Source organism: Devosia sp. Leaf64, from assembly GCF_001421945.1.
Taxonomy (GTDB): domain Bacteria; phylum Pseudomonadota; class Alphaproteobacteria; order Rhizobiales; family Devosiaceae; genus Devosia.
The window spans coordinates 332,827-359,305 of the sequence record NZ_LMLO01000002.1; the positions used below are offsets into that span (position 1 = coordinate 332,827).

The window sequence follows — 26,479 nt, forward strand, 5'->3', positions numbered from 1 at the left end:
GGGGCAGGAATGCGCAGTTCACACGATGTTCTGACCTTCTGGTTCGTGGCACACGGACCAGAGGATTGGTTTGCGGGCAAGCCGGAATTCGACGTAGAAATCGCCGAGCGGTTCAGCACTACGCACGCGCATGTCGCCAAAGGCGAGGCCTGGGAGTGGCGCGCGGGGGCACGCGGACGGCTCGCCGAAATCATCGTCCTCGATCAGTTTTCACGTCAATTGTTCCGCAACCGGCCAGAAGCCTTTGCGCAGGACAAGATGGCGCTGGTGCTGGCCCAGGAAATGGTGGGGCAAGGGCTCGATATGCAATTCGAGCAGCCGCAGCGCGGGTTTATCTATCTGCCGTTCATGCATGCAGAATCGGCGGCGATCCAATCAGCTTCGGTGCGGCTCTATGAGGCGCTGGGAGATGAAGATCAGCTCAATTTTGCGCTAGAGCACCGAAAGGTTATCGAGCGCTTCGGGCGGTTTCCATTCCGCAATGTCGCGCTTGGCAGGGTGAGTACCTCGGAGGAGCGCGACTATATGGCTGAGCAGGGCGAGCGGAAGTTTTGAAACTCCCCGTTCTTCAACCATCACCACCGGCTGTCACCCCGGCGTAGGCCGGGGCCCATCTCGAGATCTCAGGATGGGCCCCGGGTCGAGCCCGGGGTAACAGCCGGTGGGTGTTTCGGGCTATGGCACGAGACTTGGGCGCGCGGGACTAAAACGCCCATTCACCCTTGCGCATGACGGGCTCGCTGGTGCCATCGGCATGGACGCCGTCGATGTCGATCTTGTCCGAGCCGATCATCCAGTCGATGTGGATCAGGCTCTTGTTGCCACCCTGGGCAAAGATCTGGTCGGGCGAAAGCTCCTTGCCGCCCTCGAAACAATCGGCATAGCACTGGCCCATGGCGATGTGGCACGAGGCGTTTTCGTCGTAGAGCGTGTTGTAAAAGAGAATGCCAGAGGCCGAGATCGGCGAGGAATGGGGCACGAGGGCCACTTCGCCCAAACGCCGTGCGCCTTCGTCGGTATCGAGCACCTTGTTGAAGACATCCTGGCCTTTGGTGGCTTTCAGTTCGACCAAGACGCCGCCTTCGAAGCGCGCCTGGATGTTTTCGATCAGCGTGCCATTGTGCGAGAGCGGCTTGGTGGCGGCAACGGTACCTTCGACGCGGAGGCGATGCGGGGTCGTGAACACTTCCTCGGTCGGGATGTTGGGGTTGCAGGTGACCCCATTCTTGGCTTCAGACGCGCCGCCCTTCCAGCGGTGACCATCGGCCAAGCCGATGGTGAGATCGGTGCCGGGGCCGGTATATTTGAGGGACGAGAATCTCTTGCCGTTGAGCCAGGTCCAGCGCGCCTTGAGATTGGCATTGTGCTCTTTCCAGGCTGCAATCGGATCGGCTTGATCGACGCGGCTGGCTTTGAAGATAGCGTCTGCGAGCTTGGCGACCGCGATCTCTTCGGCATCGTTCGGGAAAACGAGCTTGGCCCAAGCTGGAGTTGGGTACGAAACGATATTCCAGTTGATGTCGAAGCCGGTGATCAGCTCGAGCGCCGGCCGATAGGCGGCCGAATTGGCGCGATTGGCGCGGGAGACTTTTTCTGGGTCTTGGCCGGCGAGCATCATCGGATTGTCGCCGGAAATGGCGAGGCGCGCGGCATTGTTCTTGTAGGCCTCGGCCATGCCGGAATAGAGCCAGCCGGCGGCGCGATCGAAACTCTTGTCATTGGCATATTTGTAGCGCGCGAGCGTTGCTTCCTCGTCCGAATAGATGGTGGTGACGAGCCCGGCGCCGGCCTTATAGGCGTGTTCGGTGATGCGGCGAACGAGCGGGGTAGACACCATCGGCGCGGTGATGATGAGATCCTGCCCCTCGGCCAATTGCAGGCCGACCTTGATCGCCACTTCGCCGAGCTTGTCGAGTTTCGTCGGATCGATTGCAGAAGTGCTCATTCTGGCATGGCCCTGTTTTTGTTGAATCGTTGGCGCGAGCCTATCCGGCCAATTGTGGCGACGCCACCCGGCGAAATCGGAAATTCGCTTGACCTGGATCAAGGTTTTGCGCGGCGGCGAAGCGCAGGAAAGAGCCAGCACATCAGGAGGCTCTTATGATCATTCTTCTCACTGCAGTCTTTGGTATTTTCGGCGCTTTTGCTGTGGGGATGGCCTATGCGCAAATCCAGGCGCACGGGATTGTTGCGCCGGGGGCACGGCGGCCGGAGTGAACCCCCACCTAACCTCCCCCTGGTAGGGGGGGGAGGAATGCATCGAGTGAAGTTCGGGGCCGGAGAGCCACCGATAGATCCCTCCCCCTGCCAGGGGGAGGTTAGGTGGGGGTGCTGCAATCGCCCACTGTGTCCCTTTGGCACCACCTCTCACGTTCACTTGTATTAACCTATTGGCAAAGGCGGACGGTTTGGGTATCAACCGTTCGCCGCTTCATTTTTCAGCAACAGGGAGGCGATGCATGCCAGCATTTTCATTCGCTTCCCCGTGGGCCAGCCGCCGACCTTAGGCTGATCCCATTCGCGGCCCGCCTCGGGCACTGACCTGAGGACAAGCCGCCCGCGGTTTTCTCTTTCCTTCGCTTTTGCAGAGCTGACTGATCCCAACGGGATCATTGTCTCTAAAAGTCCGTTCTGCGCCTTTTTCATATCCTTTTGAGGAGCCGGTTGCCGGAGAACGGGACCGGACTGCCAGAATGAGTCGCAAGAAACTCGATTTTCGTGCCGACGCCTTCAGACAGGTGCTCGGATTTACCTTCCGCCACTGGGCCCATCAGCCCAAGCGCATCGCGCTGATCGCCGGGCTCGTGATGATCTCGACGCTCGCCGAGGTGCTGGTTCCGATGTTTTCGGGCCGCATCGTCGACGCCATTTCCGGCGGCGGCGAAAACGCGCTGAGCGGCGCCTTGTCGGCATTCGCTACGGTTGCGGCGCTTGGCCTGACGAGCGTCGTGCTGCGCTATTTCGTCTTCAACGGCATCATCAAGCTGACGCTGAAAATGATGGCCGATGTGGTCAATGACGGCTTCTACAAGGTGCAGCGGTTTTCGACCGATTGGCATGCCAATAGCTTTGCCGGCTCGACGGTCCGCAAGGTAACGCGCGGTATGTGGGCGCTGGATTCGCTCAACGACATCCTTCTCATCGCGCTGCTGCCCAGCATCGTCATGTTGGTCGGTGCGTCGGTGCTGCTCGGCTCCTATTGGCCGGTGATGGGACTCGTCGTGGCTTTGGGTTCGGTGATCTACATTACCTTCACCGTCCTGATGTCGGTGGGTTATGTCGCGCCGGCCGCCAGCCTTGCTAATGCCTGGGACACGCGCCTAGGCGGTTCCCTCGCGGATGCTGTGAGCTGCAACTCGGTCGTAAAAGCCTTTGGCGCGGAGCATCGCGAGGAGGAGCGGCTCAAGCACGTACTCTCCAAGTGGGACACGCGCACGCGGCGGACATGGAAGCGCGGCACTCTTAACGGCACCATCCAGGGTTTTCTGATGACCCTGATGCAGGCCGGTATTTTGGGCACGGGCCTTTACATGTGGACGCAGGGGCTGGCTTCGGCCGGCGATATCACCTTCGTCCTCGCCATGTTCTTCGTGCTGCAGGGGTATCTGCGCGATGTCGGCATGCACATCCGCAACCTCCAGCGCTCGATCAACGACATGGAGGAGCTGGTGGCGCTCAACGGCATGCGGCTCGGTGTCGAGGACAAGGCCGGGGCCAAGCCTATTGCGATCAAGGACGGCGCGATCAGGTTCGATCACGTCACCTTCCGCTACGGCAGCCACGCAACCCCGCTTTATCGCGACTTCTCCGTCGCCATAAAGCCGGGCGAGCGGGTGGGTCTCGTGGGGCATTCTGGCTCGGGCAAGACGACGTTCGTCAAGCTGATCCAGCGGCTCTATGACATCAACGAGGGTGCGATCACCATTGATGGGCAGAACATCGCTGAGCACCAACAGGCGAGCCTGCGCAACCAGATCGCCATCGTGCAGCAGGAGCCGATCCTGTTCCACCGGACGTTGGCCGAAAACATCGCCTATGGTCGGCCGGAGGCGAGCCGGGCTGAAATCATCGAGGCGGCCACTCAGGCCAATGCGCATGATTTCATCATGAGCCTGCCCAAGCAGTATGAAACGCTGGTGGGTGAGCGCGGCGTCAAACTTTCGGGCGGTGAACGTCAGCGCGTTGCCATTGCCCGGGCGTTTCTTGCCGATGCACCCGTGCTGATCCTGGATGAAGCAACTTCGAGCTTGGATAGCGAGAGCGAAGTGATGATCCAGGAGGCGATGGAGCGGCTGATGGAAGGCCGGACGACGCTGGTGATCGCGCATCGTCTCTCGACGGTCCGGGCGCTCGATCGGTTGCTGGTTTTCGACAAGGGCAAAATTGTCGAGGAGGGCAATCACGAGGCGCTGATCCGGCTCCAGGGCGGGATCTATCGCCGGCTCTTCGAGCGGCAGGCGCTGGAGTTGACCAAGGGCCTTGTCGCCTAGTGACCAAAAAACCCGCGGAGCGATCCGCGGGTTTTTCTCTAGGCGAGCTCGCTGACGGAAATGCCGGTGAGCGGATCGCGGTGAACGTTCATGCGCTTGTAGAAAGCGCCACCGGGCTTGCGGCGCGGATCCTGCGGATCGATCAGTTCGATGCGGCGGCGATCGGGGCCGAAATAGCGCTCGCTCCGGACATAGAGGATATCCTGGCAAAGCTGTTCGGTCAGTCTGCGCCGCAGATCGGGAAGTTGATCGCCGAGGAACAGCACTTCGTCGAACCCCATCTGCACGAGCGGCACGATCTGGTGGCGCGGACCTTTGGGCACGGCGCAGATGATCGGCGCATAGCGGCGGAGCTGGTGCTCGGAGGCGCGGAGGCCGCGGAGCACGCGCTGCTTGCCGGCATCGGGCAGGAGCGCGTGGACGATGTAAAACACCAGCCGCTCGTTCGGCAGTTCAAGCTCTGGCGTATAGGCGGCGACGGCGCCGAAGCCGAGACGTTTGGCCAGATCGCCCAGCGCTGCCGTTTCGACAGCGCTCGGCCCGAATGTAACTGCCATGCAGCCGGCAAGTATAGTCTTGGTGCCCGGTTCTACCATTCTCTTCCCCCAAAGAGGCTGGTTCTATTTGGGGAGGACTATGCTCAGGCTTTGATAATCTAGTGTTAAATTTCAGCTTTCTGGCTTCATCATGCGCAAAAGGATGCCGCTGCGAAGAACGAATTGCTGCACGAGCGCGGCGGCGATGTGAATGAGGACGAGCGCGATAAGCGCAAGGCGCAGCGGGCCGCCATGGACATCGGCCGCGTTTTCGATGCCGCCGAACCAGGCGACGAGGCCGGAAATCGGCAGCGCGAAGAGCAGCACATAGATGAGGCCATGGACGATATTGGCGAGAACGCCGAAAATGGCGGGCTGGCCGGCCGGATGCGGTGGCGCGCCATTGCGGAGGCGGATGATGAGGCGAATGGCGGCAAGGATCAGGATGGCGCTGCCGACGATGATATGGGGCAGGGGATTGGCGCCCTCGGCGGGACCGCCTTCCATGCGCGCGTCCCAGGCCATTTCCATGCTTTCATGGACGAGCAGCTGGAAGAGAATGAGGGCCGCAATGACCCAATGAAGAATGATCTGGGCGCGGGAATAACCCGCAGATGGAGTGGAAACGGACATGGCGACGCTTTCCTGTGGGGCCGCGGCGCGACAGACGCCGCTTGAGGAGAATTGGCCAGCCGCATTGCGGTTGCAAGTGAATGTTTGGACAGGCTGAAGCCCCCGGCCGGCCCAATGGCTTCCGGTGATTGAGCGGACCCCGGAGCGGCAATCGCCTCGGATGAGATTTTGTTGATGAAGCGACAGCCGCTCCGGAGGCCGGATTTTTGGACAGAGACCGCAGCGCCCAGTTGATCGCTCGTCGCAGGGCGGCCGACTCCAGAACCCATGGGAAGGCGACCTCCCACGACCGGCTCCCCCCGCCACTGATCGCCTGCAGGCCGCTCACGCGGGGTGGATGGGGGCAGAATAGAGGAGATTTTGGGAGTGGGGATAAGCGGGATAGTTTCGTGGCTCACCACACCCCCTCCCATCCTCCCCCATCAAGGGGGAGGTGCCGGGCAGGTGGTCTTGGCTGATAGCCTGTCTCGAGCGCGATGCTACACCTCCCCCTTGATGGGGGAGGCCGGGAGGGGGTGACTGAATGGGGCGCCCCTTAACCCTTCATTTACCATAAAACCAAGCGCTCGGAGCCCGGATCGCGAGAACGCATTGTATTTGTATCAAATACGAGGCAGCCCCATGGCTTATTCCGATCCAATGCCCGACGCCTATGTCGCCGAATTTCTAGACCTCGCGCGCTCGGCCAATGTCACCTTCGATATCACCGAAGACCGCCTGCATATGCGGATGGTCAGGCCCAACTGGTCGATGTGGACCCCGATCCGGCATATGCTGGATGAGATAGGGCATGAGCGGATCGAGGCGTTTGTGCGCCGAGAAGCGGCTGCGCGGCAGGCGGTGGAGAGTTGGAATGAGGCGAGCGTGGAACGGCTGGATGCGGCGGCGGAGATGATGCGGGGCGCGCAAATTTGAACATAAATCACGATCGTCTAAGTTAGGCGCAAATGCCTTGTCCTCGATCGTATACTAGACAGCAGCAACGTATTTTTGGTGCGGATGATTGACCATTTCAGGGTACAAATATCGAAGTTCACCATCTCTAATCATTCCGTACAGGTAAGCATCCGTTAAATGCTTGGGGGACTTTTGCAGCAGCGCCGCAAGTTCGGCGGCAGAAAGTGGTTTCCATTTGCAAAGCTCTACGATGATTTTTTTGGCTTGCTCAGGCTTTAGGCGACTACTCAAGGAGATGGTTCGCACCTCCTTACGGAGGCTGGAAGGTATGTCCTGAATATTTAGGCGTGTTATCTTACCTTCTAAGTTAGCCTCGTTACCTTCTAAGTCAGAGGTCTTACCTTCTAAGTTAGACGCTTGTGCCGAAACAGCTATCTCGAGGCGAGGTCCTGCAACATAGTACGTTTTCGAACTGCTGCCCCGCGCCGCAAGGAGGTCCAAGCTCTTCAATCGTCGCAGACTGTGACTCGCTGCAAGCGTGTCGGTTTGAGTAAGGCTGCGGTAGGTCGAATTGTCGATCGCCCCTACCTCGCGGACGAACACCAAGGCTCTCATTTGATCTTCAGATAAGTCGAGTGATCTAAAGTGCTTCAGCCATTCCCAGTCATCTTCATTCAGAAAATGATGAAACAGGAATATGGCCGTGAAACTGTCATTTTCTCGATCCGAGTCGAACGTGGGCAGTGATAGACCCTTTGATCGAAGCATTTGTCGCATGACCCGTATGCCGCTGCCCTTATTCTCAGCGAACCGCGTGTCATGAAGAATCTCCGCGATGTACGGATTACGGTTGTAAGAGCCTGGGTCATCGAAACGCTCTTCCGACTTTAGCGAGTAACCTGGGTTCTTTATAACTAATCGATTTGAGTAGCGGACAATCTGTATTGGCTGATGCACTTGAAAGCTGCGGTGCATAAGGGCATTAACTACAGCTTCTCGCAAAACTGTCAGAGGAATAATTGGGATGTCCGTCCTCTGACCAGCCTTCTGTTCATCAAGCTTGAAAGCCTTGGGTAGGTCGTCAGATATTGCCGCAAGCACTCGTGAAATAAGCGTCACAATGGGCCCCCGCATATCGATGGCGTCGAACCTATTTTCCGGGTCTTTGACCCATTCGCGACCTTGTACGCGGATGTAGTCTACCCTGTGGGTCGGGAAAGCCCGGCGGTTTGCCGCTGCCGAACCAAAAACCAATATCCCAGTGCTTGTTACGCGTATTTTTCCATCTACGCGACGTATCGCGCCGACGGCGTGCAGAAGTTCCTGATCGGTCCACTGGAGTTCAATTGCCTCCGGGTTAAGCTCCGATCTCGCTTTTCGATATGCTGTTATAGCCAGAGGATCGATGTCGTCGAGAGTCGCATCATCGACAACGTGAGAGTCAAAAGTTCCTGCCTGCTTACCGCGGTAGAGGGTAAGCAGGTCCTCTTCGGTACATCTGACATCGCTCGATCCGACACGTCGATAGGCGCCACGAGGAAGGCCTTGATTCATTACGTATAGCGGCTTTAACGGAGCGGCAAGTTCGGCAACATCGACGCGAATGATCGGCGCGCCATCAACCACTTCGGTAGAGATACTTGGTCTAATCGCATTGTTGAAAACTGACGAGCATCCAGAGACTATGTCCGAAGTGATTTTGTCGGGGTCTGCAATACCTGTCGCTTTGTACAGCGGAAATAGAGACTCCTCTTTCTCTACCCCTAGGAGCAATGTCCCTCCACCAAGGTCAGGCTCGTTTGCAAAAGCACATATCGTCTCAAAGACCGATTTTCCGACACTGTCTTCCGAAATGGTCTTTGCTTCCAGATGCTCAGTTTCATCCGTAATATTCAGTTCCTGGATCAGTTCTGAGGCTGATTTGGTGGAAATCATGAACCGCGTAACCTTCTAGTGCGCCTCGTCCCAATTCTTCGCCGCATGCGCATCCACTTGGATCGGCACACTTAGCCTAACTGCCGGTTCCGCCGCCCCCTCCATCACCCTCTTAATGACCGGGATCGCCGCCTCTTCCGTGCCTTCCGGCACCTCAAAAATCAGTTCGTCGTGGACCTGCAGCAGCATGTCGGCGTCGATTTTTGCCATTTTCAATTCCGGCTCCATGCGGATCATGGCGCGGCGGATGATATCGGCGGCAGAGCCCTGGATGGGGGCGTTGATGCTGGCGCGTTCGACAAAACTGCGTTCGCTTGGATTGCCGGAATTGGCGTTGGGGAACTGGATTTTGCGGCCAAAAATGGTGGTGACGAAGCCGTCGGCTTTCACCTTAACCTTTTGCTCGTCCATGTAGTCGCGAATGCCGGGGAAGCGTTCGAAGTAGGTTTTGATGTAGTCGCCGGCTTCGCCGCGGGGGATGGAGAGCTGGTTGGCAAGGCCGAAGGCGGAAATGCCGTAGATGATGCCGAAATTGATGGCCTTGGCGCGGCGGCGGACTTCGCTCGGCATGCCTTCGACGGGCACGTTGAACATTTCCGAGGCCGTCATGGCGTGAATGTCGAGGCCTTCTTCAAAGGCGTCCTTGAGGGCCTGGATATCGGCGATATGGGCGAGGACGCGCAGCTCGATCTGGGAATAATCGGCCGAGATCAGCACCTTTCCGGGCGCGGCGACGAAGGCGGTGCGGATTTTTCGGCCATCGGCGGTGCGGACGGGAATGTTTTGAAGGTTCGGATCGTTGGAGGAGAGGCGGCCGGTGAGAACGGAAGCCTGCGAATAGGACGTGTGCACACGGCCGGTGCGCGGGTTCATATAGGTGGGGAGGGCATCGGTATAGGTGCCCTTGAGCTTGGTGAGCTGGCGCCAATCGACGATGGTGCGGGCAAGCGGCACGCCCTTTAGGGCGAGGTCTTCGAGCACATCGGCGCCGGTCGACCAGGCGCCGGTCTTGGTCTTGGTGCCACCTTCGATCTGCATCTTGTCAAAGAGGATTTCGCCGAGCTGCTTGGGCGAGCCGAGATTGAAACTCTGGCCGGCCAGTTCATAGGCTTCAGCCTCGAAGGCGGCGGCGCGCTGGGAGAAATCCCCGGAAAGGCGGGCGAGGATCTGCCGATCGACGGTAATGCCGCGGGCTTCCATCCGCGCCAGGACCGGGGCGAGGGGGCGTTCGAGCGTTTCGTAAAGCGTCGTGGCATTTTCCGCGGCGAGGCGCGGTTTCAGCACATGCCAGAGGCGGAGGGTAACGTCGGCATCCTCGGCGGCGTAGCGGGCGGCAGCAGGGATTTCGAGCTGGTCGAAGGTTTTTTGCGCCTTTCCGGTGCCGGCAAGCTCGGTGAAGGTGATGGTATTGTGGCCGAGCCAATGGTCGGCCAGGACGTCCATGCCGTTATAGCGCGGGCCATCGAGCGCATAGGAGATGAGCATGGTGTCGTCGATCGGCGCGAGGTTGATGCCGTAGCGCCAAAAGATCTCCATGTCATATTTGATGTTTTGCCCGATTTTGAGGATCGAGGGCGCCTCGATGACCGGTTTCAGGGCTTCGAGCACATCGCGAATGGGCAATTGGCCCTCGACGAGGCCACCGCCGGAGAGGAGATCGCCGGCAAGCACGTGGCCAACCGGGATATAGCAGCCTTCGCCGATCTGGGTGGACAGACAAATGCCGACGAGATCGGCCTGTTGCGGATCGAGCCCGGTGGTTTCGGTATCGATCGAGACGTAGCCGACATCCCAGATTTTCTGGACCCAGGCGGCGAGGCGCTCGGGCGTGGTGACGGTTTCGTAGGCGTCGTAATCGACGGGAATGGCCTTGATGCGCGCATGCTCTTCGGCGGCGAATTTCGCGGGGCCGGAGCCGGGCACGACATTGGCGGCGATTTTCGCCTTGGCGACGGAGAGCGAGGTGGATTTGAGCGAGGCCGGAGCTTCGGCGCCGCCGGCGCGGAGATCGGGATCAGCCTCGAAATCATCGGGGTTGGCGTCGAGCAGCGTCGCCATACGCTTGGTGATGGTCGCGAATTCCATGGCCTTGAGGAAGGGGAACAGGACCGAAGGCGCCATGGGCTGGCGGATCAAGCCATCGAGGTCGATTTCGACGGGGACCTTTTGCTCGAGCGTGACGAGGGTTTTGGAAATGCGCGCGAGATCGGCATTGGCGATCAGCTTTTCGCGGCGGGCGTTTTGCTTGATCTCGGTGGCACGCTCTAAAAGCGTTTCGAGATTGCCATAGGTATTGATGAGTTCAGCCGCGGTTTTGACGCCGATGCCCGGCACGCCGGGGACGTTATCGACACTATCACCGCAAAGGGCCTGGACGTCGATGACCTTGTCCGGGGTCACGCCGAACTTGGTGAAAACCTCTTCGGGGCCGATCCAGCGCAGGGGCGGCTGGCCGGGGCGGGGGATGGTGTCGAGGAGACGAATGCTGCCATCGGGCTCGACGAGCTGCATCAGGTCCTTGTCGGACGAGGCGATGGTGACCTTCATGCCGGCGGCGCGGGCCATGCAGGCATAAGTGGCCATGATGTCGTCGGCTTCCCAGCCTTCCATTTCGATGGAGGGAATGGAAAAGGCGCGGGTGGCCGAGCGGGTCAGCGGGAATTGCGGGACCAGCTCCTCCGGCGCCGGTGGGCGCTGGGCTTTGTATTGGGGATAGAGATCGTCGCGAAAAGTTTTGCCCTTGGCGTCGAAGATGACGGCCATATGGGTGGGCGGCTCATCGATATCCATGTCCTGCGTAAGCTTGAACAGCATGTTGCAAAACCCCTGGACGCACCCGACCGGCAAGCCATCGGACTTGCGATTGAGCGGCGGCAGGGCGTGGAAGGCGCGGAAGATGTAACCCGAGCCATCGACGAGCAGCAGATGCATGAGACGATTCCCTTTCAGTCCGGGCGCAACTTTAAAGGCTCGTGAACAAAAGCGGTACCCGGATTTTGCACGAAGCCGCCGCGGGTTGCCGCCGCAACCAGAGCGCATATGGCGCGTTTGGACGCAATCGGGGGATCTTTGCGGCGGAGGGTTGAATGAGTATTTCTGGAAAACTGGACCGGATCACCTGGGCGCAGCTGACGCTGGCCGAGCGCATGGCGATGGTCTCGATGACGGCGGGCGCGCAGGGCCATATCGAATGGTCGATCCAGCGGGCGCTGTGCTACCACAAATTGGCGCGATTGACGCCCGGTGGGCTGGTGCTCACGCGCGACGGGCGCTTCGTCATTGCCGCGCGCCATGGCCTGCCGGTCGTCGTGGGCAAGGATAATCCCGCAGGTCCCTTGCGCTCGAGCAATCTGGGCTAACGCGGTTTGCTTTTAGGCAAATAAAAAGGGCGCTCGCGGCGCCCTTTATTTTTAGCTGATCAGCGCTTTTTCTTGTCGAGCTGGTGATAGGCCCGGCGCGAGTGGAAATCGCAATAGGGGCCGGTCTCGAGGCTGTGCTGGCCGCAGAAATAAAAATCCTTCGAGAGCGGATCGCCGATCGGCCACTTGCAGGTGTGCTCGTTGAGCTGCAGGAGGCTCAGGCGCTTGTCCTCGGGAATGAAGATTTCCTGGCTCGCGGGAGCGACGTAAAGCTCCTGCTCCATATCAGGCGACATGGCGAGCGCAGTGGCGCCCATGACCTGCGGACGCGGCATCGACGGGCGCGGCTTGGCCGCGGCGGCCATGCTTGGCGCACTGGTCGAGACGCTGGGACCGGCAGGCCGGCGCGGCGCGGGACGTGGCGCCGGGCGGGTGCGTGGTGCGGTATTGGTGGGCTTGGCACGAGCCGAAAGCTTCAAGCGATGAACCTTGCCGATCACCGCATTGCGGGTCACGCCTTCGCCGAGCTCGCCGGCGATCTGGCTGGCGCTCAGGCCTTCCATCCAAAGTTTCTTGAGAAGTTCGACGCGATCGTCGGTCCAGCCATTCGATTGCGCTCCGGTAACCATCGTCAACTTAGAATCCTTTTCTCCGCCGCCAAAGTGACTTGGCAGCCTTTCGACTCTACGGCTCGTATGCTGAGTGGGTCCGCCACACGAGATATCGTGTCCCCAATGCCTATGACCTTACGCCATCGGCGGAATCAGGATCAAGAGTCGGGGCCGTTTTTCCCCCCGAATTCAGTGGTTAATTTTTCGCTAACAATCATTGAGTCAAATCAGGCACTTGCCCGCGAGAGCGTTGACTTGGCAGCCAAAACCCGCCTAATTCTCCCCGTCCAAGGCGCTGCCAGTGAGCAGCGTTTTTGATTTGTGTGGCACCTTTGCCACGGTTTTTCGCATCCCGCCTAAGAAGAAAAGGGGAGCCTTCCATGTCTGCGCTCTATGCCACCTATGCCCGTTCCGAAGTTTCGTTCGAGCGCGGCGAAGGCATGCGCCTTTTCGACCAGCATGGACGGCAATATCTGGACTTTCATTCCGGCGTTGCGGTGAATGCGCTTGGCCATGGCGACCCGCATCTTGTCAGCGCGCTCAAGGCTGCAGCGGACAAGGTCTGGCACACGGCCAACACCTTTACTATTCCCGAGCAAGAACGCCTCGGCCAACGGCTCGTCGAAGCAACCTTTGCCGATGCCGTCTTCTTCACCAATTCGGGCGCCGAAGCGATCGAATGCGCCATCAAGACCGCGCGGCACTATTTCTGGGCCAAGGGTCAAGAAGAGCGCTTCGAGGTTATCGCCTTTAGCGGCTCCTTCCACGGCCGGACGCTCGGCACGATCGCGGCTGGCGGCAATCCCGATTACCTCCAGGGCTTTGGACCTGCCGCGCCCGGCTTCAAGCACGCCAAGCCCGGCGATATCGAGAGCGTCAAGGCGCTGATCACGCCCCAGACCTGCGCCATTCTCATCGAGCCTGTGCAGGGCGAGGGCGGCGTGACCGCCATGACCAATGAATTCATGCAGGGTCTCCGCGCGCTCTGCGACGAACACGACATGCTGCTCATTCTCGATGAAGTGCAGTGTGGCTTCGGCCGCACCGGACGCTTTTTTGCGCATGAATGGAGTGGGATCACGCCCGATATCGTCGCGGTCGCCAAGGCGATCGGCGGCGGTTTTCCGCTCGGCGCGTGCCTCGCCAAGGGCGATGTCGCAGCATCCATGGTCCCGGGCACACATGGCTCGACCTATGGCGGCAATCCGCTGGCGACGGCGGTGGGCAATGCCGTGCTCGATCGTGTCCTGGCGCCCGGCTTTATCGACAACGTCAATGTCATGGGCCAGCGTCTCGCCTGGCACCTGCAGCAATTGGCGCAAAAATATCCCGACTATGTGCTGGAGCTACGCGGCAAGGGGCTGCTCGCTGGCATCAAGATTTCGACGCCGGTGCGCGACATGGTCACGCGCCTCCGCGACGATCACCAATTGCTCACGATCGGGGCAGGGGACAATGTGCTGCGTCTCTTGCCGCCGCTGATCGTTTCGGAAGCCGATATCGAAGAAGCCGTGGGCAAGATTGCCGCTGCTTTCGACGCTATCGAAGCTGAAACGCAGGCCGCGCCGATAGCGAGCTGAGATCATGCTGACGTTTTATCATTTTGGGCGTCGCCGACGCGGCTTGTTTCCTCCGCCTCTCTGAGCAGCGGTCTCCCGAGAACCTGAATCTTCTTTCGGGAGACCCGCCTCTAGGGCAGAGTGATTAACCGTGGCTCCGGCCGCTCCAACATTTTATGCGTCATGAAAGAACCCGGCCCATGTCTTCGACCGGTACCCCGAACCATTTTCTCTCTATCGACGATTTCTCCTATGCCGAATTGCGCGGCATGCTTGACCAGGCTGGTGCGCTCAAGGCGCGCCTGAAGGATGGCGATCGGCCTCAGCTCCTCAAGGACAAGGTGCTGGCGATGATCTTCGAGCGCCAGTCGACCCGCACACGCGTCTCCTTCGACGTCGGCATGCGCCAGCTTGGCGGCGAGACCATCATGCTCTCCGGCCAGGAAATGCAGCTTTCGCGCGAGGAAACGCTGTCCGACACCGCCAAGGTCATGAGCCGTTATGTCGACGCCATCATGATCCGCATTCTCTCCCATGCCGATCTGCTCGAGCTCGCCGAAGGTGCGACAGTGCCGGTGATCAACGGCCTGACGCGCCGGGCGCATCCATGCCAGATCATGGCCGACCTCATGACTTTTGAAGAGCATCGTGGCTCTATCAAGGGCGCCAAGGTTGCCTGGGTGGGTGACAGCAACAACGTGCTGCACTCCTGGGTCAACGCTGCCGAACTCTTTGAATGCGAACTGACTATCGCCGTTCCGGACGAATATAGCCCGGAAAAGGACTTGATGCAGGACATCACTAGGGCGGGCAAATATGCAAGGCTGATCGAGGACCCGCGCGAGGCGGTTGAGGGCGCCGATCTCGTCATCGCCGATACCTGGGTGTCCATGGGCGACGTCGATGCCGCCGAGCGCCGCCGGGTCTTGAAACCCTATCAGGTGAATACCAATTTGATGGGCTTGGCGAACAAAGACGCCCTTTTCATGCACTGCCTTCCTGCCCATCGTGGCGACGAGGTGACCGACGAAGTGATCGACGGTCCCCAGTCGGTGGTGTTCGACGAGGCTGAAAATCGCCTCCATGCCCAGAAAGCCATTTTGTGCTGGGCCTTCGGGGTTGAAACGAACTAGGCGCGATTTTTCTTTTCGCGCCGCCGCTTCGATCGCCCACAGCGTTATCCCCGCGAAAGCGGGGATATTCTTTTGAGAAGAATGGGATTCCCGCTTTCGCGGGAATGACGCCGTGGTTGATTTCGAATGTGGCGCGTTTTGCTCCTGAGGCGTAGCCTTATCTGAAAGCCTGATTGAATGACCACGGAACCGACGACAATGACCGACAGCTTCCTTTCTGCCATGGGCCTTGATCGCCCCGAGACTGGCGACGATGCCGTGGTGCCGTTCACGCTTGAAAAGCTCGATACCCGCGGGCGCATCCTGCACCTGGGGCCTTCGCTCGACGCGATCCTGACCCGGCATAATTATCCCGCTCCCGTAGCGCGCCTTCTCGGCGAGGCTGTCGTTCTGACCGCGCTTATCGGCTCGTCGCTCAAGTTCGAAGGCAAGCTGATCCTGCAGACGCAGACCGATGGTCCGGTGAACCTGATCGTCGTCGATTTCGACGCGCCCGACGGGATGCGCGGCTATGCCCGCTTTGATCATGACATGGTGGTCAAGTGGGCAGAAGAAGGGCGAACCAGCCCCGCCGATATGCTCGGCAAGGGTCATCTCGCCATGACCATCGACCAGGGCGCGCATACCGAGCGTTATCAGGGCATCGTCGCGCTCGATGGCAATGGGTTGGAAGAAGTCGCTCATACCTATTTCCTGCAATCGGAACAGATCCCGACCCAGGTTCGGCTCGCCGTAGCGCAGATGTCGATACGCGGCGATCATCGTCCGCGCTGGCGCGCCGGCGGCATTCTGATCCAGCACTTGCCGGAAAACGGCATGGCGCGCATGGCCGATCTGCCGGGCGATGGCAATTTCGATAATCCGGACACCAGCGATACGGCTTTCGAGGAAGCCAATGGCTGGGCCGAGGCCCGCTCGATGCTGGCAACGGTTGCCGATGTCGAGCTGGCAGATCCCGAAGTCTCGCCCGAACGCCTGTTGTTCCGGCTCTACCATGAAACCGGCGCGCGGGTTTTTCCGGCAATGCCGCTTGTCGAGCGCTGCACCTGTTCGGCCGATCGGATCGAAGAGATGCTGGCCACCAATTTCACCGATGAAGAACGCGGCGATATGGCGGTGAATGGCGAGATCGAGGTGGTCTGCGAGTTCTGCTCGACCGCTTATCGCTTCAATCCCAATCAGTTTAACCTGAAACACTAAATCTCTGGGGCGACGGAAATAATTTCCTCTCTTGCCGTCGCCCAGCTTGCTATTTCTGCGGTCCATGTCAAAATTGACGCTACGGAGCAATTGGAGGGACCGCTTCCAAGTGAACGCCGATCTGATGAACAAGATCGAGTTGCTGCAGCGTCAGGAGGACGCTGACGGCATCCACAAAGTGGTGTCCGACACGATCGGGCACTATGGCTTTGAGCGCTTCATCATCTCCGGGCTTCCCGATCGCGGCGTCGATGTCCGGCCATTTGTCCTGCTCTCGGGCTGGGACGATGAATGGTATAAGCGCTATACCAATCTCGGCTATGTCCACCTCGACCCCGTGGCGCGCAATTGCTTTGCCACCACTCTCCCATTCGACTGGTCGGATGCACCCTATGATCGCGCAGGCGATCCTCAGGCCCGGCGCGTCATGGACGAGGCGCATGACTTCGGCATGAATGAGGGGCTTTGCGTGCCCGTTCATCTTGAAGGCGGGATGCAGGGCGTTGTCTCGCTCGTCGGCCGCACCGATTGGCTGAGCGAGCAGCAGCGGCTCGAACTACATATGCTGGCGCTCTATGCCCATGGCCGGCTGCGGTTCCTCAACACGGTGCAGACCGATCGGCGACGCCGGGCCATCAGCCCGCGCGAGGCGGAAGTCTTGAAATGGGTGGCGAGCGGCAAGACCGCTGCCGATATTGCCGAGATTACTGGGCTCAGCGCACGCACCGTCAACCAGCATTGCGAAAACGCCCAGCGCCGGTTGGGCACCAATAATCGCCTCCATACCGTGGTCGAAGCCATCCGGCATAAGCTGATCGCGCTCTAGTGCCGGCGCTTGGGCATTGGGAAAACTGACAATTTTCGGCTCTGCCACTTCGTGACTATTCTCGCCGTGCAGGTGAAGTGGGGCAGGGGCATGCAGGTGCACATCGTGCGCGGACCGGTCAGCGACAGGCATGCCGCTCTTCTCGAAGACAATTACCGCCTGCGTCACAGGATTTTCGTCGAGCAACAGGGTTGGCAAGCCTTGCGCCGGTCCGATGGCCGCGATGTCGATGCCTTCGACAATGAAGATGCGACCCACATTCTGCTCACCAAGAGCGACCAATTGGTGGGCGGCTCGCGCGTGACGCCGCTTGATCGACCGAACTTGCTGCAGACAGTTTTTAGCGGGCTCGTGCAAGACGATCTCCCCGCCGACCCTTCGCTTGGGGCCGATTGGACGCGCTTTTATGTGCGGCCCGATCGACGCGAGGGCCGGCGGCGCACACCCGAGTCTGCAGCTCTTTTCTGCGCGATGATGGAATATGCCCTCATTGAGGGCTTCACCTTCATCACCTTCGTTTCCTCCCTCTCCATGGTGGAGCATGGCAATGCCGTGGGATGGAGGATTACCCCGCTCGGTGAACCCGCTCTGGTCGATGGCAAGGCCACTGTCGCCGCCTGGATCGAGGTTTCCGAGCATGCCCTCGACAATGTGCGGCGGGCCACCGGGATGAGACGCGCGCTCATCCCGGCCTCCCCGCCCACACGCGGGCCGTCCGTCCCGCATTACGCGCACTGAGGCCATCATGCCCCGCGCCCTCGCACTCATGCGTGCAATCATCGGGCCGGAGGAGAGTGAACACACGGCCCAGCGGCTTTTGGAGGAGGCCATGCTGGCCGAGGTCGATCCGCTGCTCCATGCCGCCTTCTCGCTCCATCTCGACGTCAATAAAGCACTGGAGCGGGGCGCCGAGCATATCGGGGTCACTTATTTCGAGACCATTCCGGTCGGCAGCGATCTCTCCGTGCCCTTGCGCACCGAGCGTCTCGCCGAAATCCATATGGTGCGGGTCACGACGCTCGACCGTGATATCGCCTATACCGCGCCCGACTTCCGCGGCTTGATGGCGCTTAAGTCCTTGACCGAGGCGGACCCGGCTTTGACGCGCCGGGTCTGTGTGGTGCCGGCAGCGGCGATGCGGCAATATCTGGCCGGGGTCGCGGCACCAGATCTCATCGACAGCGCGCGGCAGACGCTGGCGCGGAACTGGCCCCGCGCCGCCGCAAGCCTTGAACTGACGTTTGGCGTGCGCATGGCTTTTGCGGCGTCTGTCGTTGCCATCATCGCGGCGCTGGTGCTGACGCCCTATCTGGCGCCGGCCTGGGTGATGCCGATCTGGGCGCTGATCATCCTGCTGCCCGCACTCATGCGCCTGGCGGCGCTGCTGTCGCCAAAAGCGGCGCCGGTGGTCGAGAAGAGAATCGAAAACGACGCTTTGCCGGTCTATTCCGTCCTGGTGCCACTGCGGGACGAGGCCGACATGGTCGACCAGCTTTGCCGAGAATTCCTCAAACTCGACTATCCCGCCCATCTCCTCGACATCATTTTCGTCGTCGAGCAGCGCTCGCCCGAAACCGTGGCGGCCGTGCAGCGGCACTTGCCCAAGGGGCGGTTCAGCCTTGTCGAGGTGCCGCATGCCTTGCCGCTGACCAAGCCCAAGGCGCTCGACTTTGCGCTGCCCTTTTGCCGGGGTGAGTTCGTGGTTGTCTTCGATGCGGAAGATCGGCCCGAGCCGCAGCAATTGCGCCAGATCGTCGGTCATTTCCGCCGCGCCCCGCACCTCCATTGCATCCAGGCCCGGCTCGTCATCGCCAATGGCGCGCGGGGGTGGTTGCCTGCGCTTTTTGCCGGGGAATATGCCGGGCTCTTTTCGGTCTTCCTGCCCGCACTCGGACGCTGGGGCGCCGTCATTGCGCTCGGCGGCACTTCCAACCACTTCCGCCTCGCGAGCCTGAGGGCCGTGGGCGGCTGGGATGCTTATAATGTCACCGAAGATGCCGATCTTGGCGTGCGCCTCGCGCGTCGGCGGCTCAATTGCGGCACCAGTAGCGCCGTGACCTATGAGGACGCGCCGGAAAGCCTGACCATCTGGATGGGCCAGCGCCGGCGCTGGATGAAGGGGTGGATGCAGACCTTCCTCGTCCACAATCGCCAGCCGAGGCAATTGCTGAAAGACCTTGGCCTGCCGCGGTTTCTCGTTTTCGAGATCATGGTGCTCGGGATGATCCTCTCGCCGCTCCTTCACACCGGCTTTACGCTGAGCTGCATTCTCGCCCTTCTCTTGGGGCGGTTCGAGCCGTTCCGGCTCGATCTGTGGTCGGTCTCGTTCCTCGCCGTCTTCGCCATTGGCTATGGCATTGCCTTCTCAAAGCAGATCGCCGGGCTGTTGCGGTCAGGGCAGAAGGATATTCTCGGCTGGCAATTGTTCTTGCCGATCTATTGGATCGCCATCGCCTGGGCCACGGTGCGAGCGCTCATCGATCTCACCATGCGACCCTTCCATTGGATCAAAACCGCGCATCGCCCCGTTTCTGACATGAGGCCGAGACAGGTTCCGGCCGAGTAAACCTTGCCGGTTGCGAAAGCGTCTGACAGGGTCTGCGTGAGGGAGGGCAATCGATGCGACGCATGTTGGCCGGTGTCGGTGGGGTCGGACTGGCCGTGATGCTCAGCCAGTTTCCCGAATATGCCCAGCAATATACCCAGCGCCTTGGCGGGGCGGTGGATGAATTGCGCATCATGACGGAAGACTTCGATCGCTCGGCCGGCGAGGCCGGGCTTGATCGGGTTGGGGCTCTCAGCCGCTACCAGTCATCGACCGATACATTTCTCGCCGATCGCGGCCGCAGCATGGAGCGCACCTTTGGCCGCTATGCCGAGCTGAACGCGACGCTGCAACGCATCGCCGGAGCCGATCCCCTGGAGCGCCTTCGCAACCTGCCCGCTTATCTCGACACCGATATCGGTCGCCGGACGCTCGAAAACTACAAGCCCGCTATGCCGGTGACGGCCGAAGGACTTCTCTATGCGGGCACCGGTTTTGCGCTCGGCTATATCATTCTTTCGGCGCTGATCCGGTTCTGCAGCCTGCCCTTTCGCCGCCGGCGCGTCGTCTATCGTTCATAGGATATAAACATTCCTTTATATGTGCGGTTGAACGCGAGGGCCTGCTTGCGTATAGGAAAGGCAACGCAAAAAAAACCTTCCGGAGACCGAGCATGACGCTCCAATCGACCGACTATGCGGTCAAGGACATTTCGCTGGCCGATTTCGGCCGCAAGGAACTCACGATCGCCGAGATCGAAATGCCGGGTCTGATGTCGATCCGCGAGGAATATGCGGCAGCCCAGCCATTGCGTGGCGCTCGCATTGCCGGCTCGCTCCACATGACCGTCCAGACCGCCGTTCTCATCGAGACGCTGGTGGCTCTCGGCGCCGAAGTGCGGTGGGTGTCGTGCAACATCTTCTCGACCCAGGACCATGCTGCCGCTGCCATCGCCGCCGCTGGCATTCCGGTCTTTGCCCATAAGGGCGAAACGCTCGAAGAATACTGGGATTTCACCGATCGCATGATGGATTGGCCGGGTTCGACCCCGAACATGATTCTCGACGATGGCGGCGACGCCACCATGTATATCCTCACCGGCGCCAAGGCCGAGAAGGACATTTCCGTCCTCGACAAGCCTGGCAGCGAAGAAGAGGAAGTGTTCTTCGCCACCATCAAGCGCCGCCTCGCCAAATCGCCGGGCTTCTTCACCAAGATCCGCGATGCGATCCGCGGCGTTTCGGAAGAAACGACGACAGGTGTGATGCGCCTCTATCAGCTCCATGCCAAGGGCGAGCTGCCGTTCCCCGCCATCAACGTCAATGACTCGGTCACGAAGTCCAAGTTCGACAATAAGTACGGCACGCGTGAATCGCTGGTTGACGCCATCCGTCGCGGCACCGACGTGATGCTGGCCGGCAAGGTCGCCATCGTTTGCGGCTATGGCGATGTGGGCAAGGGTTCGGCTGAATCGCTCCGGGGCGCGGGCGCCCGCGTGCTCGTCACCGAAGTCGATCCGATCTGCGCCCTGCAGGCCGCCATGGAAGGCTTTGAAGTCGTCACCCTCGAGGATGCAGCGCACCGCGCCGATATCGTCGTCACTGCCACGGGCAACCGTGACGTGCTGATGGTCGACGATATGCGCAACCTCAAGGACATGGCCATCGTCTGCAATATCGGCCACTTCGACAACGAGATCGACGTTCTGGGCCTTCGCAACTTCAAGTGGACCAACGTCAAGCCGCAGGTCGACCTGATCGAGCAGCCCAATGGCAAGCGCCTGATCCTTCTCTCCGAAGGGCGCCTGGTGAACCTCGGCAATGCGACGGGTCACCCGAGCTTTGTCATGTCGGCATCCTTTGCGAACCAGACGCTGGCTCAGATCGAACTCTGGACGCAGGGTGATAAGCTCGAAAAGAAGGTGCATGTTCTGCCCAAGCACCTCGACGAAAAGGTCGCCGAACTGCACCTCGCCAAACTTGGCGCCAAGCTCACCAAGCTCTCGAAGACCCAGGCCGACTACATCGGCGTCAGCGAAAACGGCCCGTTCAAGTCGAACGAATATCGCTACTGATCTCTTCGACCTAGACCAAAAGCTAAGCCCGCTTCGGCGGGCTTTTCTATTTGCCGTTGTTTTTCAAAGATTTGGCTTGGGGTTGCGCTAAGCACTTGTCATTACGGAAATCTCCCAAGGCCAGCGGCCTTCGTTAACCTTCTTTGCCTATCTTGCGGTTGGGAGGACGACAACACAAGCAAACAGGGCACCCCACGCCATGCGCGGAGCGACCAAATCCTTCTTCCACAGCATCAAGCTGACAACCTCCATTTCCGCTCTGGTGATCGGCGCCATATTCATCGCCATCATCGCCGTAGTCTGCGCTGTCTATGCGAGCCTAGCGGGCGATGCCCACAGGACGGCTGAAGAATCGCTGCGTGAAGGCATCCGCCTGACATCGACCCTGTTCCGCGCCGAATTCCCTCAAACAGAAATTTCCTGGAATACTGACGGCACGATCGGCGCCGTCACCGTTCCGGCCATGCCCGCTATCGCGAGCCACGACCTGATCGACAGCATTGTCCGCGTCACCGGCAACAAGGCAACGATCTTCGCGCTCGACCCCGCGACGGGCGAATTCATCCGGCAATCGACCAATATTCTTTTGGCCAGTGGCGAACGCGCCATCGGTACGCCGCTCGATCCCAAGGGTTCGGTATTCCCCGTCGTTTCCGGCGGCACTGCCTATGGCGGGACGGCCGACGTGCTGGGCGTGCCCAACTACGTGCGCTATCAGCCGATCGTCGACACCGCAGGCAAGGTGGTAGGCATTCTTTACGTCGGCATCGAACAGGCCAAGATCAATGGCGTGATCGGGAGTACGTTGCGGCTTCTCGCGATCATCGGCGGCTTGACCATGCTGATCATTGGCGGTCTTTCACTGCTGATGGCGCGCCTTTTCGTCCGCCCGGTGCTCAAGCTCTCGCAGGCAACGACCAGCATCGGTCAGGGCGCGCTCGAAACCGAAGTACCCTATACCCATCGCAACAATGAAGTCGGAGCCATGGCCAAGGCCGTGGACATCTTCCGCGAGAACGGCCTCAAGATCGCGCAGATGACCGAGGCGGAAGCCGCCCGCATCATCCGCGACGAGGAGGCCAGGCGCGAGATGATGGTCGAGCTGCAGCGCGCCTTCGGCGATGTGGTGGATTCCGCCATCGATGGCGATTTTTCCAAGCGCGTTCCCGCGACCTTCCCCGATGCCGAACTCAATGGGCTTGCCACCTCGGTCAACGACCTGGTCGATAGCGTCGACAAGGGGCTGAGCGAGACGGGCACTGTGCTCAGCGCACTTGCCAATACCGACCTGACCTGCCGCATGGATGGCCAGCATCGCGGCGCCTTTGCCAAGCTCAAGGCCGACGTCAACCAAGTCGCCGATCGCCTGACCCATATCGTCGGTCAGTTGCGCGGCACCTCGGGCACGCTGAAATCGGCGACGAGCGAAATCCTCTCGGGCGCCAATGATCTTTCCGAGCGTACGACGCGTCAGGCGGCGACGATCGAGGAGACCTCTGCCTCGATGGAACAGCTTGCCCAGACCGTGACCGAAAACGCCAAGAAGGCGTCGGATGCGAGCCAGAAGGCCAGCGTCGTGTCGCGCTCGGCCGAAGAGGGAGGCGCGGTGATGGATCAGGCCAATTCGGCCATGGAGCGGATTACCCAGTCTTCCTCGAAAATTTCCAACATCATCGGCATGATCGACGACATCGCCTTCCAGACCAATCTTCTGGCGCTCAATGCTTCTGTGGAAGCGGCGCGGGCTGGTGAAGCGGGCAAGGGCTTTGCGGTGGTTGCCGTCGAAGTCCGGCGTCTCGCGCAATCGGCTGCGCAGGCCTCTTCCGAGGTGAAGGTTCTGATCGAGCAGAGCGCCAAGGAAGTCGGCTCCGGCTCCAAGCTCGTCGCGGACGCATCGGGCAAACTCAACGCCATGATGGAAGGGCTGCGCGCCAATACCGCGCTCCTAGACGATATCGCGCATGCCAGCCGCGAACAGGCGTCGGCCATCGACGAGGTCAATACTGCCGTTCGTCAGATGGACGAGATGACCCAGCACAATGCGGCGCTCGTCGAGGAAGTGAACGCCGCGATCGAGCAGACGGAAAATCAGGCGAGCGAACTCGACCGGATCGTCGATGTCTTCACCATCGAAACGAGCCTTCAGCGCCCGTCCCAGGCACGCCCGGCGCCCGCTGCCAAAACCGCTCCGCGCGTCAAGGCGGCAGCCTCGGCTTACCTGACCAATGGCAATGCGGCACTCAAGGACGATTGGTCCGAATTTTGAAGTGTTTCCGCTGTCACAAATCAGCAATCAAAGGGCCCTACGGGGCCCTTTTCCTTGGGCGGTGTAGCGAAGTCTTTACCGTGTTTCCCCTAACCTAAGTTTAGGAGAAGTGGAGCAGAAGCCACGACCCCAAAGTGCGGGGGCACAACGAAGGATAGTGTGGCGCGGTGCCCAACTGCGCCCCATTGAACCGGTTTGCCTCGTTGCCGCGGTCCCCCGCGGTGTCCAGAAGGATTAGGAAGGCAACAGTGTTCAAACTCAAGATTGTAGGCCGCATCTATTTGCTTGTGGCCCTGGCGATCGTCTCCCTGACGATCATGGGCGTGACCGGCGTTCAACAGATCAACGCCACGCGCGAAGAGGCCCGTCGCGGCGAATTGCAGGCGCTGATCGAAGCGGCCGACGCGATTTCCAATGGCCAATATCAACGCGCCCAAAAGGGCGAAATCAGCGAAGATCAGGCCAAGGCTACCGCGCTCGCAGCGCTGCAGGACCTGCGCTATCGCGGCACCGAATATATGTTCGTGCTGAACACCGATGGCGTGATGATCATGCACCCCATCCGCGCCGACCTCGTTAATGTCAGCCAGCTCGAAGCCACCGACACAAACGGCAAGTTCATCTTCCGCGAAATGGTCGACGTGGCCAAGGCCAATGGCCAGGGCTTTGTCGATTATCACTGGAAACGAACGGCAGACACCGAAGGCGTCGCCAAGCTCTCCTATATCAAGCTTTTCCAGCCCTGGGGCTGGGTGATCGGCACCGGCGTTTATACCGACGATCTCGCCGCCGCCGCCCGCAGCAGCTATGTCGAGATGGGGATCATCGGCCTTATTGTGGCGCTGGTGGTTTCGGCCGTGGCCTTCCTTCTGGCGCGCACCATTACCAACCCAATCGTTCGCCTCACCGGCATCATGGATAAGGTCGCCGACGGCAAGTTCGAGACCGAGGTGATCGGGACCGATCGCACGGACGAAATCGGGGCCATGGCACGGGCCGTCGAAGTCTTCCGCGAGAATGGCATGAAAATGTCGCAAATGACCGAGGCAGAAGCAGCCCGCATCATCCGTGACCAGGAATCGCGCCAGGACATGATGATGGAGCTGCAGCAGGCCTTCGGCAATGTCGTCGACTCCGCGCTCGATGGTGATTTTTCGAAGCGCGTCCCCGCGACTTTCCCGGACGCCGAACTCAATGGCCTCGCAACTTCGGTCAATGATCTCGTCGACAGCGTCGATCGCGGCCTGACCGAAACCGGCACTGTACTTAGCGCCATGGCTCAGGCCGACCTCACCCAGCGCATGCATGGCGAGCATCGCGGCGCTTTCGGCAAGCTCAAGACCGACGTCAACCTCGTAGCCGACAAGCTCAGCGATGTGATCCACCAGTTGCGCGGGACCTCGGGCACGCTGAAATCGGCAACGAGCGAAATTCTTTCGGGCGCCAATGATCTTTCCGAGCGCACAACGCGTCAGGCAGCGACCATCGAAGAGACCTCGGCCTCGATGGAGCAGCTTGCCCAGACCGTGACCGAGAACGCCAAGAAGGCGTCGGATGCGAGCCAGAAGGCGAGCGTCGTGTCACGTTCAGCCGAAGAGGGTGGCGCGGTGATGGATCAGGCCAATTCGGCGATGGAGCGGATTACCCAGTCTTCCTCGAAGATCTCCAACATCATCGGCATGATCGACGATATCGCCTTCCAGACTAACCTGCTTGCGCTCAACGCTTCTGTGGAAGCGGCACGCGCTGGCGAAGCGGGCAAGGGCTTTGCGGTGGTTGCCGTCGAAGTCCGCCGTCTGGCTCAGTCCGCCGCTCAGGCGTCGTCCGAGGTGAAGGCGCTGATCGAGCAGAGCGCGCAGGAGGTCGGCTCGGGCTCGAAGCTCGTGGCCGATGCCGCTGGCAAGCTCAATGCCATGATGGACGGGCTCCGCGCCAATACAGCGCTGCTCGACGATATCGCGCGCGCCAGCCGCGAACAGGCTTCCGCGATCGACGAGGTCAACACCGCCGTCCGCCAGATGGACGAAATGACCCAGCACAATGCGGCGCTGGTTGAAGAGGTGAACGCCGCGATCGAGCAGACTGAGAACCAGGCGAGCGAACTCGACCGGATTGTCGATGTCTTCCACATCGAAGGGGTGCAGCAACGCAGCCCCGTCAGCCGAGCCCGGCCAGCACCGGTCGCGGCGAAGGCCGCACCAAAGGTGAAGGCGGCGGCTTCTGCCTATCTCACCAGCGGCAATACCGCACTCAAGGATGATTGGTCTGAGTTCTAGACCGATTAGAGCGGGCCGGAGCGTATCCGGCCCGCATTGTTTCTGCTTTGGCGCGAATGGTTAACAAAACGTTTCTAGTTCGTTCTCCGTCAAGCGCTTCCTTAGCGCTTTGCCCGCAAAGCACAGCCATGAAGACTCT

Annotated in this window: 21 protein-coding genes; 14 read left to right on the plus strand and 7 right to left on the minus strand. The window is 60.3% G+C overall.

Going from position 1 to position 26,479, the window contains the following annotated elements; translation table 11 throughout:
- Window positions 1-9 precede the first annotated feature (9 nt).
- Window positions 10-555 (plus strand): DUF924 family protein, encoded by a 546-nt coding sequence (locus tag ASE94_RS01635; protein ID WP_062628922.1) that lies wholly within the window; start codon window positions 10-12, stop codon window positions 553-555.
- A gap of 148 nt (window positions 556-703) precedes the next feature.
- Here ASE94_RS01635 and ASE94_RS01640 read toward each other — a convergent pair whose 3' ends face one another.
- Entirely contained in the window at window positions 704-1,945 is a 1,242-nt protein-coding gene (locus tag ASE94_RS01640) for an aminopeptidase (RefSeq protein ID WP_062628977.1), read from the minus strand.
- A 470-nt stretch (window positions 1,946-2,415) separates the two neighbouring features.
- Window positions 2,416-2,646, minus strand: coding sequence for a hypothetical protein (locus tag ASE94_RS21100; protein WP_062628923.1), 231 nt, complete (start codon window positions 2,644-2,646; stop codon window positions 2,416-2,418).
- Window positions 2,647-2,693: 47 nt separating this feature from the next.
- On the opposite strand from ASE94_RS21100, the gene ASE94_RS01650 reads away from it, so the two are divergent.
- Complete coding sequence (locus ASE94_RS01650; protein ID WP_062628924.1) at window positions 2,694-4,490, plus strand: ABC transporter ATP-binding protein; 1,797 nt, start codon at window positions 2,694-2,696, stop codon at window positions 4,488-4,490.
- A 38-nt stretch (window positions 4,491-4,528) separates the two neighbouring features.
- Here the strand turns inward: ASE94_RS01650 and ASE94_RS01655 are convergent, their stop codons facing one another.
- Both ASE94_RS01655 and ASE94_RS01660 read right to left on the minus strand, forming a co-directional pair.
- Window positions 4,529-5,086 (minus strand): hypothetical protein, encoded by a 558-nt coding sequence (locus ASE94_RS01655; RefSeq protein ID WP_062628925.1) that lies wholly within the window; start codon window positions 5,084-5,086, stop codon window positions 4,529-4,531.
- A 72-nt stretch (window positions 5,087-5,158) separates the two neighbouring features.
- Window positions 5,159-5,659 carry a cytochrome b/b6 domain-containing protein gene (locus ASE94_RS01660; protein ID WP_062628926.1) on the minus strand — a complete coding sequence of 167 codons (501 nt, stop codon included), beginning with the start codon at window positions 5,657-5,659 and terminating at the stop codon, window positions 5,159-5,161.
- Between the two features lie 621 nt (window positions 5,660-6,280).
- On the opposite strand from ASE94_RS01660, the gene ASE94_RS01665 reads away from it, so the two are divergent.
- A complete protein-coding gene (locus tag ASE94_RS01665) occupies window positions 6,281-6,574 on the plus strand; it encodes a hypothetical protein (RefSeq protein WP_062628927.1) in 294 nt (97 codons plus the stop codon).
- Between the two features lie 54 nt (window positions 6,575-6,628).
- Here ASE94_RS01665 and ASE94_RS01670 read toward each other — a convergent pair whose 3' ends face one another.
- On the minus strand, window positions 6,629-8,491 hold the full coding sequence (locus ASE94_RS01670) for an ATP-binding protein (RefSeq protein WP_062628928.1): 1,863 nt from the start codon (window positions 8,489-8,491) through the stop codon (window positions 6,629-6,631).
- Between the two features lie 15 nt (window positions 8,492-8,506).
- Window positions 8,507-11,422: a DNA polymerase I gene (gene polA, locus ASE94_RS01675; RefSeq protein WP_062628929.1), complete on the minus strand. Its 2,916-nt coding sequence runs from the start codon at window positions 11,420-11,422 to the stop codon at window positions 8,507-8,509.
- A gap of 155 nt (window positions 11,423-11,577) precedes the next feature.
- Here polA and ASE94_RS01680 point away from each other — a divergent pair, with 155 nt between their 5' ends.
- Entirely contained in the window at window positions 11,578-11,850 is a 273-nt protein-coding gene (locus tag ASE94_RS01680; protein ID WP_062628930.1) for a hypothetical protein, read from the plus strand.
- Window positions 11,851-11,909: 59 nt separating this feature from the next.
- Here the strand turns inward: ASE94_RS01680 and ASE94_RS01685 are convergent, their stop codons facing one another.
- Complete coding sequence (locus tag ASE94_RS01685; protein ID WP_061911750.1) at window positions 11,910-12,479, minus strand: GcrA family cell cycle regulator; 570 nt, start codon at window positions 12,477-12,479, stop codon at window positions 11,910-11,912.
- A 362-nt stretch (window positions 12,480-12,841) separates the two neighbouring features.
- Here ASE94_RS01685 and ASE94_RS01690 point away from each other — a divergent pair, with 362 nt between their 5' ends.
- From ASE94_RS01690 to ASE94_RS01735, 10 genes are all read left to right on the plus strand, one after another.
- A complete protein-coding gene (locus tag ASE94_RS01690; RefSeq protein WP_062628931.1) occupies window positions 12,842-14,041 on the plus strand; it encodes an aspartate aminotransferase family protein in 1,200 nt (399 codons plus the stop codon).
- Window positions 14,042-14,220: 179 nt separating this feature from the next.
- Window positions 14,221-15,153: an ornithine carbamoyltransferase gene (gene argF, locus ASE94_RS01695; protein ID WP_061911752.1), complete on the plus strand. Its 933-nt coding sequence runs from the start codon at window positions 14,221-14,223 to the stop codon at window positions 15,151-15,153.
- Window positions 15,154-15,351: 198 nt separating this feature from the next.
- Window positions 15,352-16,353: an Hsp33 family molecular chaperone gene (locus ASE94_RS01700; RefSeq protein ID WP_082460775.1), complete on the plus strand. Its 1,002-nt coding sequence runs from the start codon at window positions 15,352-15,354 to the stop codon at window positions 16,351-16,353.
- A 109-nt stretch (window positions 16,354-16,462) separates the two neighbouring features.
- A complete protein-coding gene (locus ASE94_RS01705) occupies window positions 16,463-17,179 on the plus strand; it encodes a LuxR family transcriptional regulator (protein ID WP_062628932.1) in 717 nt (238 codons plus the stop codon).
- Window positions 17,180-17,269: 90 nt separating this feature from the next.
- Window positions 17,270-17,917: an acyl-homoserine-lactone synthase gene (locus ASE94_RS01710; RefSeq protein WP_062628933.1), complete on the plus strand. Its 648-nt coding sequence runs from the start codon at window positions 17,270-17,272 to the stop codon at window positions 17,915-17,917.
- 7 nt (window positions 17,918-17,924) lie between these two features.
- Window positions 17,925-19,745, plus strand: a complete 1,821-nt coding sequence (locus tag ASE94_RS01715) for a glycosyltransferase family 2 protein (protein WP_062628934.1) — start codon at window positions 17,925-17,927, stop codon at window positions 19,743-19,745.
- Window positions 19,746-19,798: 53 nt separating this feature from the next.
- On the plus strand, window positions 19,799-20,305 hold the full coding sequence (locus ASE94_RS01720; protein ID WP_082460744.1) for a DUF2937 family protein: 507 nt from the start codon (window positions 19,799-19,801) through the stop codon (window positions 20,303-20,305).
- A 92-nt stretch (window positions 20,306-20,397) separates the two neighbouring features.
- The gene (gene ahcY, locus ASE94_RS01725) at window positions 20,398-21,798 is read left to right on the plus strand and encodes an adenosylhomocysteinase (RefSeq protein ID WP_061911756.1); all 1,401 of its coding nucleotides are present in this window, start codon (window positions 20,398-20,400) and stop codon (window positions 21,796-21,798) included.
- 199 nt (window positions 21,799-21,997) lie between these two features.
- Entirely contained in the window at window positions 21,998-24,064 is a 2,067-nt protein-coding gene (locus ASE94_RS01730; RefSeq protein WP_062628935.1) for a methyl-accepting chemotaxis protein, read from the plus strand.
- A gap of 248 nt (window positions 24,065-24,312) precedes the next feature.
- Complete coding sequence (locus tag ASE94_RS01735) at window positions 24,313-26,340, plus strand: methyl-accepting chemotaxis protein (RefSeq protein WP_062628936.1); 2,028 nt, start codon at window positions 24,313-24,315, stop codon at window positions 26,338-26,340.
- Window positions 26,341-26,479 lie beyond the last annotated feature (139 nt).